The 16,900-nt window shown below is 67.7% G+C and carries 14 protein-coding genes and 2 pseudogenes; 5 read left to right on the forward strand and 11 right to left on the reverse strand.

Translation table 11 applies throughout. The features are described from left to right. The 6 genes and pseudogenes from D477_RS21885 to D477_RS23345 all read right to left on the reverse strand — a co-directional run. Positions 1 to 166: glycerate kinase (locus tag D477_RS21885; RefSeq protein ID WP_337587566.1), on the reverse strand; the 166-nt coding region annotated here is incomplete at its 3' end. Positions 167 to 168: 2 nt separating this feature from the next. Next, entirely contained in the window at positions 169 to 1,959 is a 1,791-nt protein-coding gene (gcl, locus tag D477_RS14615) for a glyoxylate carboligase (RefSeq protein WP_005270785.1), read from the reverse strand. A 132-nt stretch (positions 1,960 to 2,091) separates the two neighbouring features. Beyond that, positions 2,092 to 2,985: pseudogene (locus D477_RS14620) on the reverse strand (2-hydroxy-3-oxopropionate reductase); the annotation flags it as partial. Positions 2,986 to 3,003: 18 nt separating this feature from the next. Further along, positions 3,004 to 3,786, reverse strand: coding sequence for a hydroxypyruvate isomerase family protein (locus D477_RS14625; protein WP_005270789.1), 783 nt, complete (start codon positions 3,784 to 3,786; stop codon positions 3,004 to 3,006). A gap of 289 nt (positions 3,787 to 4,075) precedes the next feature. Continuing rightward, complete coding sequence (locus tag D477_RS23340) at positions 4,076 to 5,176, reverse strand: hypothetical protein (RefSeq protein ID WP_337587567.1); 1,101 nt, start codon at positions 5,174 to 5,176, stop codon at positions 4,076 to 4,078. Then, positions 5,150 to 6,775, reverse strand: a pseudogene (locus D477_RS23345) (aconitase family protein); the annotation flags it as partial. The pseudogene D477_RS23345 and the gene D477_RS23340, both read right to left, overlap by 27 nt. 102 nt (positions 6,776 to 6,877) lie before the next feature. Between D477_RS23345 and D477_RS14635 the strand changes: the two are divergent. Further along, positions 6,878 to 7,546 carry a GntR family transcriptional regulator gene (locus tag D477_RS14635; protein ID WP_005270792.1) on the forward strand — a complete coding sequence of 223 codons (669 nt, stop codon included), beginning with the start codon at positions 6,878 to 6,880 and terminating at the stop codon, positions 7,544 to 7,546. A gap of 30 nt (positions 7,547 to 7,576) precedes the next feature. Here D477_RS14635 and D477_RS14640 read toward each other — a convergent pair whose 3' ends face one another. The 5 genes from D477_RS14640 to D477_RS14660 form a co-directional block, all read right to left on the reverse strand. Further along, positions 7,577 to 7,825 (reverse strand): type II toxin-antitoxin system Phd/YefM family antitoxin, encoded by a 249-nt coding sequence (locus tag D477_RS14640; RefSeq protein ID WP_005270793.1) that lies wholly within the window; start codon positions 7,823 to 7,825, stop codon positions 7,577 to 7,579. Between the two features lie 193 nt (positions 7,826 to 8,018). Next, on the reverse strand, positions 8,019 to 8,834 hold the full coding sequence (locus tag D477_RS14645) for a bifunctional allantoicase/(S)-ureidoglycine aminohydrolase (protein ID WP_005270796.1): 816 nt from the start codon (positions 8,832 to 8,834) through the stop codon (positions 8,019 to 8,021). Then, complete coding sequence (locus tag D477_RS14650; protein ID WP_005270797.1) at positions 8,831 to 10,114, reverse strand: DUF6986 family protein; 1,284 nt, start codon at positions 10,112 to 10,114, stop codon at positions 8,831 to 8,833. The genes D477_RS14645 and D477_RS14650 overlap by 4 nt, the downstream gene beginning before the upstream one ends. Then, positions 10,114 to 11,715, reverse strand: coding sequence for a malate synthase A (aceB, locus tag D477_RS14655; protein WP_005270806.1), 1,602 nt, complete (start codon positions 11,713 to 11,715; stop codon positions 10,114 to 10,116). The genes D477_RS14650 and aceB overlap by 1 nt, the downstream gene beginning before the upstream one ends. 15 nt (positions 11,716 to 11,730) lie before the next feature. Beyond that, on the reverse strand, positions 11,731 to 13,116 hold the full coding sequence (locus tag D477_RS14660; protein ID WP_005270807.1) for an NAD-dependent malic enzyme: 1,386 nt from the start codon (positions 13,114 to 13,116) through the stop codon (positions 11,731 to 11,733). A 185-nt stretch (positions 13,117 to 13,301) separates the two neighbouring features. On the opposite strand from D477_RS14660, the gene D477_RS14665 reads away from it, so the two are divergent. The 4 genes from D477_RS14665 to D477_RS14680 form a co-directional block, all read left to right on the forward strand. After that, on the forward strand, positions 13,302 to 14,063 hold the full coding sequence (locus D477_RS14665; protein WP_005270808.1) for an IclR family transcriptional regulator: 762 nt from the start codon (positions 13,302 to 13,304) through the stop codon (positions 14,061 to 14,063). A 219-nt stretch (positions 14,064 to 14,282) separates the two neighbouring features. Next, complete coding sequence (locus tag D477_RS14670; RefSeq protein ID WP_005270809.1) at positions 14,283 to 14,765, forward strand: nucleoside deaminase; 483 nt, start codon at positions 14,283 to 14,285, stop codon at positions 14,763 to 14,765. A gap of 12 nt (positions 14,766 to 14,777) precedes the next feature. Continuing rightward, a complete protein-coding gene (locus D477_RS14675; RefSeq protein WP_005270810.1) occupies positions 14,778 to 16,292 on the forward strand; it encodes an NCS2 family permease in 1,515 nt (504 codons plus the stop codon). Between the two features lie 62 nt (positions 16,293 to 16,354). Further along, a partial coding sequence (locus tag D477_RS14680; RefSeq protein WP_005270811.1) for an XdhC family protein occupies positions 16,355 to 16,900 on the forward strand: 546 nt, incomplete at its 3' end.

A 16,900-nucleotide genomic window follows, 5' to 3' on the forward strand; every position in this document is an offset into this window, starting at 1 on the left:
CCGTGCCCTCGCCGCCGTCCGCCACCGGCACCTTCACGATTTCAAGCTCCGGCGCCGCCGCGAGCAGCCCGCGCTCCAGGGCGGCCGCGACTTCCGGAGCGGACAGCGAGCCCTTGAACTTGTCCGGCGCGAGCACCACCTTCACCGCGCCGTTCACTGCTGCCACGGTCAGTCCAGCAGCGCCGTGATGGCGGTCGGGGCGTCGGCGCCGCGGGCGGCGAGCTCCTCGAACTCGGTCACATTGTCCAGCTCGGTGCCCATCGAAATGTTGGTCACGCGCTCCAGGATGACCTCGACGATGACCGGCACCTTGAACTCGGCCATCAGCGCGCGGGCCTTGTCGAACGCGGCGGCCAAGTCCTCCGGGTCCTCCACCCGGATCGCCTTGCAGCCCAGGCCTTCGGCGACCTTCACGTGGTCCACGCCGTAGCCGGCCGCGGTCTCGGACAGGCCGGTGGAGTTGACGTTCTCGAAGGCCAGCGAGACGTGGTAGTCCATCTCGAAGCCGCGCTGCGACTGCCGGATCAGGCCCAGGTAGGAGTTGTTGACCACCACGTGGATGTACGGCAGCTGGAACTGCGCGCCGACGGCCAGCTCCTCGATCATGAACTGGAAATCGTAGTCGCCGGAGAGGGCCACGACGGACTGCTCCGGCTTGCCGCGGACCACGCCCAGCGCCGCCGGAGCGGTCCAGCCCAGCGGTCCGGCCTGGCCGGCGTTGATCCACTTGCGCGGGCCGAACACGTGCAGCAGCTGCGCGCCGGCGATCTGCGACAGGCCGATGGTGGACACGTAGGTGGTGTCCTCGCCGAAGGCCTTGTTCATCTCCTCGTAGACGCGCTGCGGCTTGATCGGCGCCTCGGTGAAGTGGGTCTTGCGCTGCAGCCGGCCCTTGCGCTCGGCGCACTCGCCGGCCCAGGCGCTGTAGTCCGGCAGCGTGCCGGTGGCCTTGCGCTCTCGCGCCACCTCCAACAGAACGTCCAGGGCGGCGCCGGCGTCCGAGGCGATGCCCAGGTCCGGGGCGAACACGCGGCCGATCTGCGTCGGCTCGATGTCGATGTGCACGAACTTCCGGCCCTCGGTGTACTTCGGCACCGAGCCGGTGTGCCGGTTGGCCCAGCGGTTGCCGATGCCGATCACGAAGTCCGAGGCGAGCATGGTCTCGTTGCCGTAGCGGTGCGAGGTCTGCAGGCCCACCATGCCGGCCATCAGCCGGTGGCTGTCCGGGATCGCGCCCCAGCCCATCAGCGTCGGGATAACCGGGACGTTGAGCAGCTCGGCCAGCTCCACCAGCTGTGCGGAGGCGCCGGCGTTGATGATGCCGCCGCCGGCGACGATCAGCGGGCGCTCTGCGGCAGTGAGCAGGTCCAACGCTTTCTCGGCCTGCTTGCGCGTGGCGCGCGGCTTCTCGATGGGCAGCGGCTCGTAGGCGTCGATGTCGAACTCGATCTCGGCCATCTGCACGTCGAAGGGCAGGTCCAGCAGCACCGGCCCGGGCCGGCCGGAGCGCATCAGCTGGAAGGCCTTCTGGAACGCGCCCGGCACCTGCGCCGGCTCCAGGACGGTCATCGCCATCTTGGTCACCGGCTTGGCGATGGACTCGATGTCCACGGCCTGGAAGTCCTCCTTGTGCAGCTTCGAAACCGGTGCCTGTCCGGTGATGCACAGGATCGGGACCGAGTCGGCCCACGCGGCGTAGAGCCCGGTGACCATGTCGGTGCCGGCCGGCCCGGAGGTCCCGACGCAGATGCCGATGTTGCCGTCCGCGGCGCGCGAGTAGCCGTCGGCCATGTGCGAAGCGCCTTCGACGTGCCGGGCGAGCGTGTGGCGGATGCCGCCGTGGGCGCGCATGGCGGAGTAGAACGGGTTGATGGCCGCGCCCGGCAGGCCGAACGCCTCGGTGGCGCCCTCCTTGGCCAGGATCGCGATGGCAGCGTCAACGGTGCGCATCTTGGGCATGGGAATCTCCTTGGAAAGCTGAAAGTACCCACTGTGGGGCGGTTTTTGGGTGTGGTCAGCCGGGCCGGCGCCGTGAAGTACGACGCCGGCCGCTTGCCTTATGGTGTTGTCCCGCCTGAGGCGGGGGTGTTTTTACTTCCGGCCGGACTGCTGGAGGACCTGCTTGAAGAGGCCGGAGTGGTCCAGTCCGCCGTCGCCCTGGTTCACAGTGGCGGCGACCAGTTGGGCAACCGCTGCGCCGAGCGGCACGGCGACGTTGGCTTCGCGGGCGGCGGAGGTGACGATGCCCAGGTCCTTGTGGTGCAGGGCGAGGCGGAAGCCGGGGTCAAAGTTGCGGTCCAGCATCTTCTGCCCCTTCTGGTCCAGCACCTTGGAGCCGGCGAGGCCGCCGCCGAGCACCTTGAGCGCGGCATCCGTGTCCACGCCGTAGGCCTCGAGGAAGGCGATGGCTTCGCTGAGCGCCTGGATATTGACCGCGACGATCAGCTGGTTGGCCGCCTTGACGGTCTGGCCGGAGCCGGACGGGCCGACATGGACGATGGTCTTACCGACGGCGTTGAGGACGTCCTGCGCGGCGGCGAAGTCTTCGGCGGCGCCGCCAACCATGATGGAGAGGACGCCGTCGATCGCGCCCTGCTCGCCGCCGGAAACCGGAGCGTCGAGCGGGCGGAGGCCGGCGGCCCGGGCATCCTCGGCCAGGCGGGCCGCGACGTCGGGACGGATGCTGCTGGCATCGATCCACAAGGCGCCCTTTTTCGCGTTGGCGAAAACGCCGTCGTCCCCGCTGACAACCGCCTCAACGTCCGGTGAGTCCGGCACCATGGTGATGACGACGTCGGCCTCCTTCACCGCTTCAGCGATGCTGGCCGCGCCCTTGCCGCCGTCGGCGACAAGCTTGTCGGTCTTGTCCTGGCTGCGGTTGAAGCCGGTGACGGTGTAGCCGGCCTTGACCAGGTTGATGGCCATCGGCAGACCCATGATTCCGAGTCCGATTACTGCAACGTTCGTCATGATGAAGTCCTTCGTGCGTTGGTTCTGTAGGTCTTAGCGGATCAGCCAGCCGAAGGCCTCGGCCTGCGGTGCCTTGTATTCGAGGCCGATCGGGCCGGCATAGCCGAGCTCGCGGCTGCGGGAGATCCATTCGCCGAGCGGGAGGTTACCCGTGCCGGGGGCGCCGCGGCCGGGATTGTCGGCGATCTGGATGTGGCCGAAGTCCTTGGCGTGGTTTTCGATGACGGCCTCGACGTTGTCCCCGTTGACCGACAGGTGGTAGAAGTCCGCGAGCAGCTTGATGTTCTCCGGACCCTCGGCGCGGACCTTTGCGATGACGTCCAAGGCGTCCTGTGCGGTCTTGAGCGGGTAGCGCTCGGCACCGGACACCGGCTCCAGCAGGACGGTGCCGCCGATCCGGGCGACGCCTTCGGCCGCGGCAACCAGGTTCTTCAGCGCCAGCTCATCCTGTTCCTCGGGCGTGTGCTCGTCCATCCGGTTGCCGTAGAGGGCGTTGAAGGCCTTGCAGCCGAGGCGCTCCCCAATGCCCGCGACGACGTCGATGTTGTCCTTGAACTCGGAGCAGCGGCCCTTCCAGGAGACCAGCCCGCGGTCGCCGCCAGGCATGTCGCCCGCATTGAAGTTCAGCCCGGTCAGCTGCACGCCGGCGTCCGTGATCGCTCGTTCGAAGGCGTCGACGTCCTTGTCGGCGGGGACGGATTCGGCGAACGGCCACCAGAACTCGACCGAGTCGAAGCCGGCCTCGACGGCAGCCGCCGGACGCTCCAGCAGGGGCAGCTCGGTCAACAGGATCGAACAGTTCACGGTGTAGGTCATGGCAGCTTCCCTTGCACTCATTCCACATTGCGGAAGTTGGCTTTTGCTTTACGAAAAGCGTAATCGAGCCCACATTTCAAGTCAAGCTTTTTTCGCAATGTGGAAGTAAACTTCCAATTAGAAGCGCAAGTTCGCCCCTATCCGACCGGGAGGGACTGGCGGACGGTAACGGTCACTTTATGAATGCTTGTGAACTTTGTGAGTATCTGTGTACCGGGTTCGTCACCGTCGATTCGACGAGGGCCCCGTCCGGCAATCTTGTCCATGCGCACCTCCCGGTCTTCCTACCCTATCCGGCGGCCTCGATGGTGCTGCGAAGCAGGGACGGGATGACGCCCCCGGCGCGCAGCAGTTCGACGTCCAATTCCGTCTCCACGGCCGCGCGGGCAGTAAACGGTGTGCGGGTTCCGTCCGCGTGGTGGATGACGACGGCGACGTCCGCCCGCGGCGCCAAGTCACCTGCGGCGGCGTCCACTTCCACGCGGTCTCCAGGGCGGAGCTGTCCCAGCTGTGCCCGGACGTCCGCGGGCGCGATGAGCGGCAGCACGCCCATGCCGATCAGGTTGGAGCGGTGGATCCGCTCGAAGCTGCCGGCAATCACCGCGCGCACCCCGAGCAGCCGCTGGACCTTGGCGGCCCAGTCCCGGGACGAGCCCGTCCCGAAACGTTCACCTGCCACGATGACCACGGAATCGCCGTCGTTCCGGTACCGTTCCGCAGCCTCCCAGAGCGGCACAACGTCGCCGCTCGGCGCATGCACAGTGTGTGCCACCGGCAGCGGCGGCTCAAGGCCGGCGCCCAGCCGGTTGCCAACGGTCTTGTTGTGGAAGGCGCCGCGCAGCATGACTTCCCAGTTGCCCCGGCGCGAGGCGAAGACGTTCAGGTCGGCGCGGTCCTCGCCCCGCTCGACCAGGAAGTCGGCCACCAGGCTGTCCGCCGGGATGGCGCTGGCCGGGGAGATGTGGTCCGTGGTGATGTCGTCGCCGAGCACCAGCAGGGGGTGGGCGGTGTAGCGGCCCAGCTGCGAGCCTTCGCTGGCCGAGGCGAAGGGCGGCCGGCGCAGGATGGTGGATTCCGGGTCCCAGGGGAACTGCGCGCCTCCGGGCGCTTCCAGGCGGGACCACATCGGATTTTCGACGGCGAGGGAGAAGTCCCGCGCGAAGTCCAGCCGGTCCTGGCCCGCGGCCCAGGCGGCATCGATCTCGGCCTGCGTAGGCAGCAGGTCCGCCAGCCGGACCGGGCGGGCAGCCCGGATTTTGCCATCGCCATTTCTACCGCCAGCGCCCCGGCGAACTCCGTCGATTTCCAGTTCGGGGCGGAAGTCGAACGCGGCGAGGTCGACGTCGGCGCGTCCCGCGAGCGCGTAGGCCACCACCAGCGGCGGGGACATGATGAACCCGAGGTCGAGGTCCGGGTGCACCCGCCCGGGGAAGTTGCGGTTTCCGGAGAGCACCGCGACCGGCCGGATCCGGCCGGCATCGAGCTCCTCCTTGACCGGGGCGGACAACGGCCCGGGGTTCCCGATGCAGGTGGTGCAGCCGAAGCCGACAATGTCGAAGCCGAGCGCCCCCAGGTCCTCCAGCAGGCCGGACCTCCGCAGGTAGCTCGAGGCTGCCGGCGACCCCGGCGCGAGCGACGTCTTCACCCAGCGCGGAACGCGAAGCCCAAGACTTCGGGCCTTCCGCGCCACCAGGCCCGCGGCGACCAGCAGCTTCGGGTCAGAGGTGTTGGTGCAGCTGGTGATCGCGGCCAAGGCGACGGGAAAGATCGGCATGTCCTCCGGACGGGACGCGGCCGGGACGGCCCCCTCGGCCAGAACCGCCGGGATGTCGGACAGCGTGCGCAGGTCCTGTGGGCGCCGGGGGCCGGCAGCGCGCAGCTGCACGGTGGACAGGTCGATGCTGATGGTGCGGGTGTAGTCCGGTTCGGCGTCGGGATCGAACCAGAAGCCGGAGGCGCGTCCATAGGCTTCGACGAGCCTGCACTAGAACTCATCGCGGCCGGTTTCGCGCAGGTACTCCGGAACCTGCTGGTCCATCGGAAAGTAGCCCGTGGTGGCGCCGTACTCGGGGGCCATGTTCGCGACGACTGAGCGCTGCCCCACCGTCAGGCTGGTGACGCCCGGGCCGTAGAATTCGACGAATTCGCCGGAGACCCCCAGCGCGCGGAGCTGCTGGGTCACGGTCAGGGCAAGGTCGGTGGCCGTGGCGCCTGCGGGCAGGGCCCCGGTCAGCTTCACGCCGATCACCTCGGGGATGCGCAGCGTGGTGGGCAGGCCGAACATGACGGTCTGCGCTTCCAGTCCGCCGACGCCCCAACCCAGCACACTGAGTCCGTTGATCATGGGCGTGTGGCTGTCGGTGCCGATCATCATCTCCGGCACCGCCCACGGTATCCCGTCGCCGTCGTCCACGATGGAAACGACCGTGGCTAGCTGTTCCAGGTTGATAGTGTGCATGATTCCCGTGCCGGGCGGGTTGATGTTGACGGTCTCCATGCTCCGAGCGGCCCATTTCAGGAAGCGGTACCGCTCCCGGTTGCGCCGGTACTCGTGGACCAGGTTCAGCCGGGCCGCGTCCGGGCGAGCGTACTCCTCCACTGCCAGTGAATGGTCGATGGAGACATCCACGCGCAGCAGCGGATTCAGCACCGACGGATCAACGTCCGCCTCGGCGAGGGAATCGCGCATTCCGGCTATGTCCACCAGCGCGGGCGTGCTGGTGGTGTCGTGCATGAGGATGCGCTGCGGCCGGAATTCCAGTTCCTCTTCCGAGCTGCGGCGCTGCAGCCAGCCGCGCACGTTCGCCACGGTCCGGGCACTCTCGGCCTCATCGGAAGTGCGCAGCGTGTTCTCGCACAGGAGGCGCAGGACGACCGGCAACCTCGTGAAGTCGGGACCGAGCACGCCACGGACGTCGATCGAGCGGAATCGCTGGCCCTTCACCTCGAAGGCCAGCGCGCCCTGCAGTGTTCCTGATCGACCGGCCATCTGATCCCCTACCTTGTATTTTATAATCTATAAAACGGTACATCATGGTCGGAGAATGCAAGCTGTATCCTGCCCAGTGCACAACACATCAGAAGGGGTAGCATGGCCGATCGCCGGGCGCTGACCAAGAACGCGTACGCCTACGAGGAAGTCCGCCAACGCATCCTCATCGGCGCTCTGGAGCCGGGCCGGATCCTGGCCCAATCACAGCTCGCCGAGGAGCTCGGCGTGAGCCTGACCCCCATGCGGGAAGCGCTGCGGCGGCTGGACGCGGAGGGCCTGGTCTTCATCGATGCCCACAGGAATGCGCGCGTCGCCACGCTGTCAGCTGCCGAGGCCAGGCATCTCTTCGAAGTGCGCGAACGCATGGATCCCATGGCCGCAGCACTCGCGGCGGAGCGGCGCACCCCGGAAGACATCGCCAGGCTCGAGGCCGCGGCGAGGCACTTGAATCCGCTGGAGGGCGAGCTGGACCTGCGGTCCCTTGCTGCGCACCGCGAATTCCACCGTGCCATCTACACGGCCTCGCACAACGAGCTCCTGATCAACGTTCTTGAGGGCCTGTGGGACAAGGCCGACCGCTACCGCTTGGTGGGCCTGCAGTCGCGTAAGGACAGCGCGGCCGACCGCCAGCGCGTGGATAAAGAGCACCGTCAGATCATGGAAGCGGTCATCGCCGGGAATGCGACCGCTGCTGAAAAGGCCATGCTCGAACATGTCCAGAAAAGCCTCGGCAGACGTGCCATCGACGAGCTGGAGGCCCGCTCCTAGCCACCCTCCCCGACCTTTTTCGATGGGAGCTCATTCCCAGCCGAGATCACCTATGACTCGGGCCCAAGGAATGTTTGGCCCCTCTTCGGCCATGGCTGTGTCGAATGCAGCGCCGTCCTCGGCCTCTTCGAGGGCTTCCATCATCCGTTCGTACTGTTCAGGACTGATCAGGACAGCTTGCACCCTGCCGCGCTGCTCCAGGAAGACCGCTTCCCTGTGGCTTCGGTCAATCGGCTCACGGAGACGGTTTTGGGCGAAGACAACACTGACGGTGGTCATCGATTGAACCTACATCTGAGGCTTCGGAATGTACATGTTCCGCCAACTGCGCTGAGAACCGATGGACGTGTTGTGAATCAGTGGCTTTCTGCTGCAGGCACAGCTCCACCCCCGGGGACTCTCAGACCCGGGGGCGGAGGTTCTGTGGCGGCGCGGGGCGCCGGCTTGGCGAGTGCCGGAGGCGCCGGATCGTTCAGAGGACGATCTGGCGGTTGACGTCCTTGTAGAGCAGGTAGCGGAAGTTGGACGGGCCTCCGGCGTAGCAGGCCTGGGGGCAGAAGGCGCGCAAGGACATGTAGTCGCCTTCCTGGACCTCGACCCAGTCGCCGTTCAGCCGGTAGACGGCCTTGCCTTCCAGTACATACAGGCCGTGTTCCATCACATGGGTCTCGGCGAACGGGATGGACGCGCCGGGTTCGAAAGTCACCACGTTGACGTGCATGTCGTAGGCGAGGTCGTCGACGGGGAGCATCCGCGTGGTCCGCCATTTGCCGTCGGTGTCCGGCATGGGGGCGGGTTCAAGGTCCTGCTCGTTGCCGAACACGGCCTTGGCGGTGTACCCCTCCAAAGGCTGGTACGCCTTACGGATCCAGTGGAACTGGGCGGGAGCACCGCCGTCGTTCTTGACCTGCCACGGCACACCGGCGGGCGCATAAGCAAAGCCGCCCGGCAGCAGGGCGCGGTTTTCCCCGTCGATGGTGACGCTGAGTTCGCCCTGAACCACGAAAACGAAGCCCTCGACGGTCTCCTGGGCCTCCGGTTTGTCCGAGCCGCCGCCCGGGGCGACCTCCATGAGGTACTGGGCGAACGTCGTCGCTCCACCGGCCACCGGACGGTTCAGGACCCAGACGCGGGTGTTCGTCCAGTCGGGCAGCACACTGGTGACGATGTCGCGCAGCACGCCGCGCGGGATGACCGTGTAGGCCTCGGTGACGATGGCGCGGTCGGTCAGCAGGTCCGTCTGCGGCGGCAGGCCGGCCGGGTTGGTGTAGTAGTGCTGTGGGTTCATCGTTGATCCTCAGGGGTGGGAGTGGTGTTGGGATGCGCGAGCGCCGCCAGTTGTGCGGTGGAGACGTCGGCGAGCCGGGTGAATTCGGCTTCCTCGACGGCGCCGCAGGCCAGGCCGCGGTGGATGAAGCGGGCCAGCGCGCGGGCGGTGGCGGGCTCGTCCATGATGGCGCTGTCGATCCCGTGGACGTAGTTCTTCAGCCGCGTGGCGGCGGCTTCGAAGCCCTCGCGGTAGAAGGCGTAGGTGGCCAGGAAGCGGGTGGGCAGCTGGGCGGCGTGCAGGTCCCAGCCCTGGTAGATCCCGCGTTCCAAGTGGCGGCGGACCAGGCGCGCGTGCAAGGCCCAGGCCGCGGCGACGTTGGCTGCGTCGGCGAGCGGCAGGATGTTGGTCGAGCCGTCCGAGAGGTGCACGCCGGTGCCGGCGACGGCGACCTGCATGACCGCCTTGGCGTAGTCCGCGGCCGGGTGCTCCATGGACTGGTAGGCCGCGGCGATACCGAGCGAGGCGCTGTAGTCGTAGGTGCCGTAGTGCAGCGACGAGATGCGGCCGGCGCCGGCGTGGATCAGCTGCGCCACCGGCACGGTGCCGTCCGCAGCCAGGATCAGCTGGGGCGTTTCCATCTGCACCTCGAAGCGCAGCCGGCCCGCGGCCAGCCCATGAGCGCGCTCGAGCTCCTCGCAGGCGATGACCATGGCGCGGACCTGGGCGACGGTGCTGACCTTGGGCAGCGTCAGCACCAGGCCGTCGGGCAGGCCGCGCGCCCCGGAGTGCTCAAGCAGCGATCCGAGGAACAGGTCCAGCGTGCGCAGGGCACGGATCCGGGTGGGAGCCTCGAAGCACTTGAAGCGGATGCCGATGAACGGCGGGGCCGTCCCGGCGGCCACGGCTTCCGCGACCAGCCGGCCGGCGGACTCCGCGGCGGCGTCCTCCTCGTCGTCCGGGCGGTTGCCGTAGCCGTCCTCGAAGTCCAGGCGCAGGTCCTCGATCGGCTCGCTCTCCAGCTTGCGGCGCACCAGCTCGGCGAGCTGGGCCGGCTCCTGCAGGCCGAGCGTGGCGGCGAGCTGCTCAAGGCCGCCGTGTTCCTTCACCGCGGCCAGCGCCTCGGCGCCCCAGCGTGCGGCCAGGTCAGGGGTGAAGGCATCGGCCGGAATGTACACCGTGTGGACGGGCTGCCGGTCCGGCCGCTCGCCCGGATAGGCGGCGGCCAGCAGCGCATCCGTCGCTGCCAGCTCCGCGTCGATCCGGGCGGCGGTTTCCGGCGTGAGGGACAACTTCGCCATCAGGACACCAGCTCGTAGGCGGGCAGGGTCAGGAATTCGACGAACTCGCCCTCGCCCAGGGTCAGGTCGGCGATCAGCTTCGCGGCCGGGAGGTAGTACCGGTTGAACCGCTCGTCGTCGTTGACCTCGGTGCGCAGCCGCTCGGTCTCCTCATCCAGGAGCTGCCGGATGAGTTCGCGGGTGACGGTGTGGCCGCTATCCGCGAGCTTGACCTGGTTGTGCAGCTGCTGCCAGACCTGCGAGCGGGAAATCTCGGCGGTGGCGGCGTCCTCCATCAGGTTGTGGATGGCCACCGCGCCGTTGCCGGAGAGCCAGACGGCGGTGTAGGCGACGGCGACGTAGAGGTTCAGCCGCAGCCCGGCCTCGGTGACCTCGCCGTGGGCGGAGGAGACATCGAGCAGCTGGGCCGGGGTCACTTGGACCTCTTCGCGCAGCCGGTCCACCTGGTTCGGCTTCTCCCCCAGGACGGAGTCGAAGACCTCCCGGCAGGTTTCCACCAGGTCCGGGTGCGCCACCCAGGAGCCGTCGAACCCGTCGTTCGCCTCACGGGTCTTGTCGGCCCGGACCTTCTCGAACGCCGCGGCGGTGACCTCCGGCTCGCGCCGGTTCGGGATGACGGCGGCCATGCCGCCCATCGCGAAGGCGCCGCGGCGGTGGCAGGTCTTGACCAGCAGCTCGGTGTAGGCGCGCATGAACGGCGCGGTCATCACCACCGACGCCCGGTCCGGCATCACAAAGGACTCACCGGACTCGCGGAAGTACTTGATGATGCTGAACAGGTAGTCCCAGCGCCCGGCATTCAGCCCGGAGGCATGGTCACGCAGCTCGTAAAGGATCTCCTCCATCTGGAACGCCGCAGGAATGGTCTCGATCAGCACCGTGGCCCGGACCGAGCCCTGCGGCAGGCCCAGCTCGTCCTGCGCGAACACGAACACATCGTTCCACAGCCGCGCCTCGAGATAGGACTCCATCTTCGGCAGGTAGTAGAACGGCCCATCCCCGCGCTCCAGCAGGTACTTGCCGTTGTGGAAAAAGTGCAGCCCAAAGTCCACCAGCGCACCCACCGCGGGTTCGCCGTCGATCAGGATGTGGTTCTCCGGCAGGTGCCAGCCGCGCGGACGCACCACCACCGTGGCCAGCGGCGCGTCGGTGCGCAGCGCGTACTCCTTGCCTTCCGGCGAGGTGAAGGACAGCTCGCCGCGGGCGGCGTCGGTCAGGTTCGCCAGCGCGTCGAGCACGTTGGGCCACGACGGTGTGCTCGCGTCCTCCAGGTCCGCCAGCCACACCTTCGCGCCCGAGTTCAGCGCATTGATCGCCATCTTCGCCGGCGACGCCGGGCCGGTCATCTCCACCCGGCGGTCGCGCAGCTTCTCCGGCGCGGGCGCGACCTTCCAGTCGCCCTCGCGGATGTCCTTGGTCTCGGGCAGGAAGTCCAGCCCGCCGGTTTCAGCGGCGCGGCGCCGGTTAGCCACCCGCTGGACGAGCAGTTCGTTCCGGGTGCCGGCGAACTTGCGGTGCAGCTGCTCCACGAAGTCCAGCGCCTCGGGGGTCAGGATGCGGTCGGCCCCGGCGGGCGTCGTGTCGGTCACGGTGAGAGTCATTTTTTCGCCTTCCGTCTAGCGGTTTGGTGCTGCATTGACGACGGCGGACGCAACGTCCGCTGCCACGTGCGGATCAAAAACACTGGGGATGATGAAGCTGGGATTAAGTTCTTCGTCCGAGACACGCCTGGCGATGGCGGTCGCCGCTGCTACCAGCATCTCATCCGTGATCTCCGCTGTCCCTGCATCGAGCAGGCCGCGGAAGAATCCCGGGAAGGCCAGCACGTTGTTGATCTGGTTGGGGAAGTCGCTGCGCCCGGTGGCCACGACGGCGGCATGGCGGGCCGCGATGGCCGGATCGACCTCGGGGTCCGGGTTGGCCATCGCGAAGACGATCGCGTCGTCCGCCATGCTCGCGACCTGTTCCTCGCCAAGCAGATTCGGCCCGCTGACCCCGATGAAGACGTCCGCGCCGGCGACGGCTTCGTGCAGGGTGCCGGAGAAGTTCTCCGGGTTGGTGTTCCCGGCCAGCCAGGCGCGGTGCGGGTCGGTGTAGGTTTCGCCGCGGTGGATTGCGCCGTTGCGGCCGCAGGCCACGATGTTGAGCGCGCCTTGGGCCCTGAGCAGCTGGATGATGGCATTGCCCGCAGCGCCGACGCCGGCCACCACGATCCGCACGTCCTCGATCTTCTTGTTGACCACCTTCAGCGCGTTCTGCAGTGCCGCCAGCGTGACGATCGCGGTGCCGTGCTGGTCGTCGTGGAACACCGGGATGTCCAGTTCCTCGCGCAGCCGGAGCTCGATCTCGAAGCAGCGCGGCGCGGCAATGTCCTCAAGGTTCACGCCGCCGTACACCGGGGCCAGCGCCTTGACGATGCTGATGATCTCCTCGGTGTCCTGCGTGTCCAGGCAGACCGGCCAGGCATCCACGCCGGCGAACTGCTTGAACAGGGCTGCCTTGCCCTCCATCACCGGCAGCGCGGCGGCCGGCCCGATATTGCCCAGGCCCAAAACGGCGGAGCCGTCAGTCACGACGGCAACGGTGTTGCGCTTGACGGTCAGCCGGCGGGCGTCCGCCGGGTTTTCCGCAATCGCCTTGCAGACGCGTGCGACGCCGGGTGTATAGGCACGGGACAGATCGTCGCGGTTGCGCAGGGGCACCTTGGGGACGACCTCGAGCTTGCCGCCCAAATGCATCAGGAAGGTGCGGTCGCTGAGCTTGCGCACGGCCACGCCTTCCAGCGCATCCAAGGCGGCGCGGACCTGCTCGCCGTGCTCGGCGTCCGAGGTATCGCAGCTGACATCCACGACGAGGCGGTCGTGGTGGCTTTCGGTGACATCCAGCGCGGTGATCGATGCGCCGGCCGAGGCGACCGCCGCCGCCAGTTCACTGGTCGCGGTGAAGTTCGCGGGCGTTTCCACCCGCAAAGTGATCGAGTATCCGGGACTCGGAGCTGCCATTGATCCTCCTCGATGTGGCCGCATCGGCCGTCTGAATTTCCGTATTATGGATATTATTCTCTACTGAATGGAAAGACAAGGGCCTTCGTGCATGTTTTTCCAAAAGGCGGAAATTCTTCTTCGTTTCGGCGGTAATCTGTTGGTAGACCCTGACACACACCGCTCAATCAAGAGGAGCACCGGCCATGCCCGCACAGCCCGCCCCCGGCGTCCAGTCCGTGGAACGCGCCTTCGACCTGCTTGAACTCATTGCCCGGGCGGGCGGAGAAGTCGCGCTGACCGAGCTGGCCGCGGAGACTCCCCTCCCGCTGCCCACCATCCACCGCCTGCTGCGCACCCTGGTCGGCATCGGCTACGTTCGGCAGCTGCCCAACCGCCGCTACGCCCTCGGCCCGCGGCTCATCCGGCTCGGTGAGGTCGCCAACCGCCAGCTCGGCGCCCTGGCCATGCCGCTGCTGAAGGACCTCGTCACCAATCTGGGCGAAACCGCCAATATGGCCGTGCTCGACGGCGACATGGTCACCTATCTGGCGCAGGTTCCGTCTCCGCACGCCATGCGCATGTTCACCGAGGTGGGCCGCCAGGCCAACCTCCACGACAGCGGTGTCGGCAAGGCGATCCTGTCCGTCCTGGACGATGACCGGATCGCCCGCCTGGTCAAGCAGGCCGGCATGCCAACGCCGACGCCGAAGTCCATCGCCACGCTGGAGGACCTCTTCAAGGAAGTGGCCCGGATCCGGACGGACGGCTACGCAGTGGACGACGAAGAGCAGGAAACCGGCGTGCGCTGCTTCGCCATGGCCGTTCCCGGCGCACCGACGCCGATGGCGCTGTCCATCTCCGGACCCGTCTCGCGGGTGGACGAAAACTTTGCCGAACGCGCCGTCCCGGAGCTGCGCAAAGCCACCGAGGCCATCGCCTCGGCCCTGACGGCCGCGACCGACTAAGGGAGAGTTTCCACATCCCAGAAAACTTCTTCCGGAAAACTATGGCCTGCGTCACTGCCGGCTGCTAAAGTCTTTCTTGCCAAAGGCGGGCTCCCAACGTGGGGAGCTATCTACCGGGCGTTACCAACCCATACAGCAATCGTCGAAGCTGAGGTCTTGGCCGTCCGGGCCGTTCTTTCGCCATGGTCAGGGCCTGCTTCCCGAGCAAAGGGAATCGCCATGAAGACCCTGACCAACACCACGTACCTGGCCAAGGCGGTAGGAATCGCCGTCGACAATGTCCTTAATGCTGGCGGGCCGTTCGGCGCGCTGGTCGTCTCCCCTGACGGCCGGACATTCGAAGGCGTCAACCGCGTCACCGCCAACAATGACCCGACGGCCCACGCCGAAGTCGTGGCCATCCGCAACGCCTGCCAGGGCCTGGGGACGTTCGACCTGACCGGCTCCGTCCTCTACTCCAGCTGCGAGCCGTGCCCCATGTGCCTGGCCTCCTCGCTCTGGGCGCGGATCGACCGTGTGGTCTTTGCCGCCGACCGCCATGACGCCGCACGTGCCGGCTTCGACGATGCGGTTTTCTACGACTACTTCGATACTCCGGCGGAGAACCGGCTGATGCCCGTGGTCCGCGACGGCGCCGAAGAATCCGGGTACCTCGAACCCTTCAATATATGGAGCAAGCTGGAAACCCGGATCGACTACTGAGGCGGCGCCACCATGGCCATGACCCAGCCCAGAACCGGCCGCGGCGGCAACCAGCGGGACGCGCTGGCGCCGCAGAGCACCAGCGGACAGCTTCCTCCCCGCGGACTGCTTGACCGCTACTTCCAGATCAGCGCCCGCGGCTCCAGCATGGGGTGCGAATTCCGCGGCGGCCTGGTCACGTTCTTCACGATGGCGTATATCGTCATACTCAATCCTCTGATCCTCGGCGGCTTCGGCCCCGACTCGGCACCGGTCGACGTGGCGGGAAACTGGCTGCCCGCCCAGCAGGTCGGCGCCGTCACCGGACTCACCGCCGGCGTGATGACCATCCTGTTCGGACTGATCGCCAACCTGCCCTTCGGCCTGGCCGCCGGGCTCGGCATCAACTCCTTCCTCGCCGTCGCCGTGATCCAGGACGTGACCTGGCCCGAAGCGATGGGCCTGGTGATCATCAACGGCATCCTGATCGTCATTTTCGGCATGACCGGAGCACGCACCGCGATTTTCCGGGCCATCCCGCAGGATCTGAAGGCCGCCATCACGGTCGGCATCGGGCTGTTCATCACCTTCATCGGCTTCGTGGATTCCGGCTTCGTCCGGGCCACCGACGGCGGTCCGCCGGTCCAGTTGGGCGACAACGGCTCCATCACGTCGATCCCGACGCTGGTCTTCGTGGCCGGCCTCGTCATCATGGGCATCCTGGTCGCGCGCAAGGTGCAGGGCGGCCTGCTGATCGGCATCGTCGCCAGCACGGTGCTGGCCGCCGTCCTCGAGGCAGCCCTGCGGCTAGGTCCGGCGTCGGAGGCCAATCCCGGCGGCTGGCACCTGAACACCCCGGTGCTCTCCGGCCAGCTGGTCTCAGTGCCGGACCTGAGCCTGGTCGGCCAGTTCGACCTGTTCGGCTCCTTCGGGCGGATCGGCGCACTGGCGGCCACCATGCTGGTCTTCACGCTGGTCTTCACCAACTTCTTCGACGCGATGGGCACCATGACCGGCCTCGCCAAGAGCGCAGGCGTGGCGCATGCGGACGGCACGTTCCCGCGGCTGAAGTCCGCCTTCATCGTCGAGGGTTTCGGCGCGGTAGCCGGCGGCGCCACCTCCGGCTCCTCGAACACCGTCTACGTGGATTCGGCGGCCGGCATCGGCGAAGGCGCCCGGACCGGCCTGGCGTCGGTAGTGACCGGAGTGCTCTTTCTCGGCGCGATGTTCCTGACCCCGCTGACCTCGGTCGTGCCCATCGAGGTGGCCGCCTCCGCCCTCGTGGTGGTGGGCACGCTGATGGCCTCGCAGATCCGCGAGATCGATTTCAGCCGGTTCTCGGTGGGCATGCCGGCCTTCCTGACCATGATCACGATGCCGCTGACCTACTCCATTGCCAACGGTATCGGCGTCGGCTTCATCGTCTGGGTGCTGGTGAACTCGGCCGCCGGCAGGGCGCGGCAGATCCATCCGCTCATGTGGCTGGTGGCCGCCGGCTTCCTGGTCTACTTCGCCCGCGGCCCCATCAGCGCGGCCTTCGGCGGCTAGCAGCTTCCCCTGGGTGGCCGGGACCCCGCCGGTCCCGGCCACTCCCGGAGAAAGGACAGAAAATGCTGAATCTCAGCACGACCCTTGGGCCCTGGCTGGACCAGGCCGGGGACGATTTCGCCATCGCCACGATTGTCGAGGCGAGCGGTTCCGTGCCGCGCCCGGTCGGCACGTCGATGCTGGTGTCGGGCAGCGGCGACGTGCTCGGTTCGCTGTCCGGCGGCTGCGTCGAGGGCGCGGTCGTCGAGTCCGCGCTGGAGGCCCTTGCCACGCGGGAGCCGCGCCGCGAGCGCTTCGGCTTCAGCCGCGAGGACGCCTTCGCTGTAGGCCTCACCTGCGGCGGCGAACTGGAGATCCACATCGAACCTTTGGCGGTTTCCGCTAACGACGGCGGTGCCCAGCGGCAACGCGGACTCCTCACCCTGCTCGCGGGGTACGGTCCCGAAGCCCCGCTGGCCCTGGTCCGCCGGATCGATCCGGCTGGCAGCGGCATGCTGTTGGTGCCGGAACCGCAGGCTTTCCGCCCCGTCGATTATGCCGGCCAGTTGCAGGCCCTGGTTGGCCCGGCTGCGGCCGGATCGGCAGCGGCGCAGCTGCAGGCGCTGTTC

Source organism: Arthrobacter crystallopoietes BAB-32 (assembly GCF_000328305.2).
Classification (GTDB): Bacteria; Actinomycetota; Actinomycetes; order Actinomycetales; family Micrococcaceae; genus Crystallibacter; species Crystallibacter crystallopoietes_A.

Coding starts and splice junctions, on each gene's coding strand:
- gcl (WP_005270785.1), bottom strand. CDS start 1,959: ATGCCCAAGATGCGCACCGTTGACGCTGCCATCGCGATCCTGGCCAAG.
- D477_RS14625 (WP_005270789.1), bottom strand. CDS start 3,786: ATGACCTACACCGTGAACTGTTCGATCCTGTTGACCGAGCTGCCCCTG.
- D477_RS23340 (WP_337587567.1), bottom strand. CDS start 5,176: ATGTCCCCGCCGCTGGTGGTGGCCTACGCGCTCGCGGGACGCGCCGAC.
- D477_RS14635 (WP_005270792.1), top strand. CDS start 6,878: ATGGCCGATCGCCGGGCGCTGACCAAGAACGCGTACGCCTACGAGGAA.
- D477_RS14640 (WP_005270793.1), bottom strand. CDS start 7,825: ATGACCACCGTCAGTGTTGTCTTCGCCCAAAACCGTCTCCGTGAGCCG.
- D477_RS14645 (WP_005270796.1), bottom strand. CDS start 8,834: ATGAACCCACAGCACTACTACACCAACCCGGCCGGCCTGCCGCCGCAG.
- D477_RS14650 (WP_005270797.1), bottom strand. CDS start 10,114: ATGGCGAAGTTGTCCCTCACGCCGGAAACCGCCGCCCGGATCGACGCG.
- aceB (WP_005270806.1), bottom strand. CDS start 11,715: ATGACTCTCACCGTGACCGACACGACGCCCGCCGGGGCCGACCGCATC.
- D477_RS14660 (WP_005270807.1), bottom strand. CDS start 13,116: ATGGCAGCTCCGAGTCCCGGATACTCGATCACTTTGCGGGTGGAAACG.
- D477_RS14665 (WP_005270808.1), top strand. CDS start 13,302: ATGCCCGCACAGCCCGCCCCCGGCGTCCAGTCCGTGGAACGCGCCTTC.
- D477_RS14670 (WP_005270809.1), top strand. CDS start 14,283: ATGAAGACCCTGACCAACACCACGTACCTGGCCAAGGCGGTAGGAATC.
- D477_RS14675 (WP_005270810.1), top strand. CDS start 14,778: ATGGCCATGACCCAGCCCAGAACCGGCCGCGGCGGCAACCAGCGGGAC.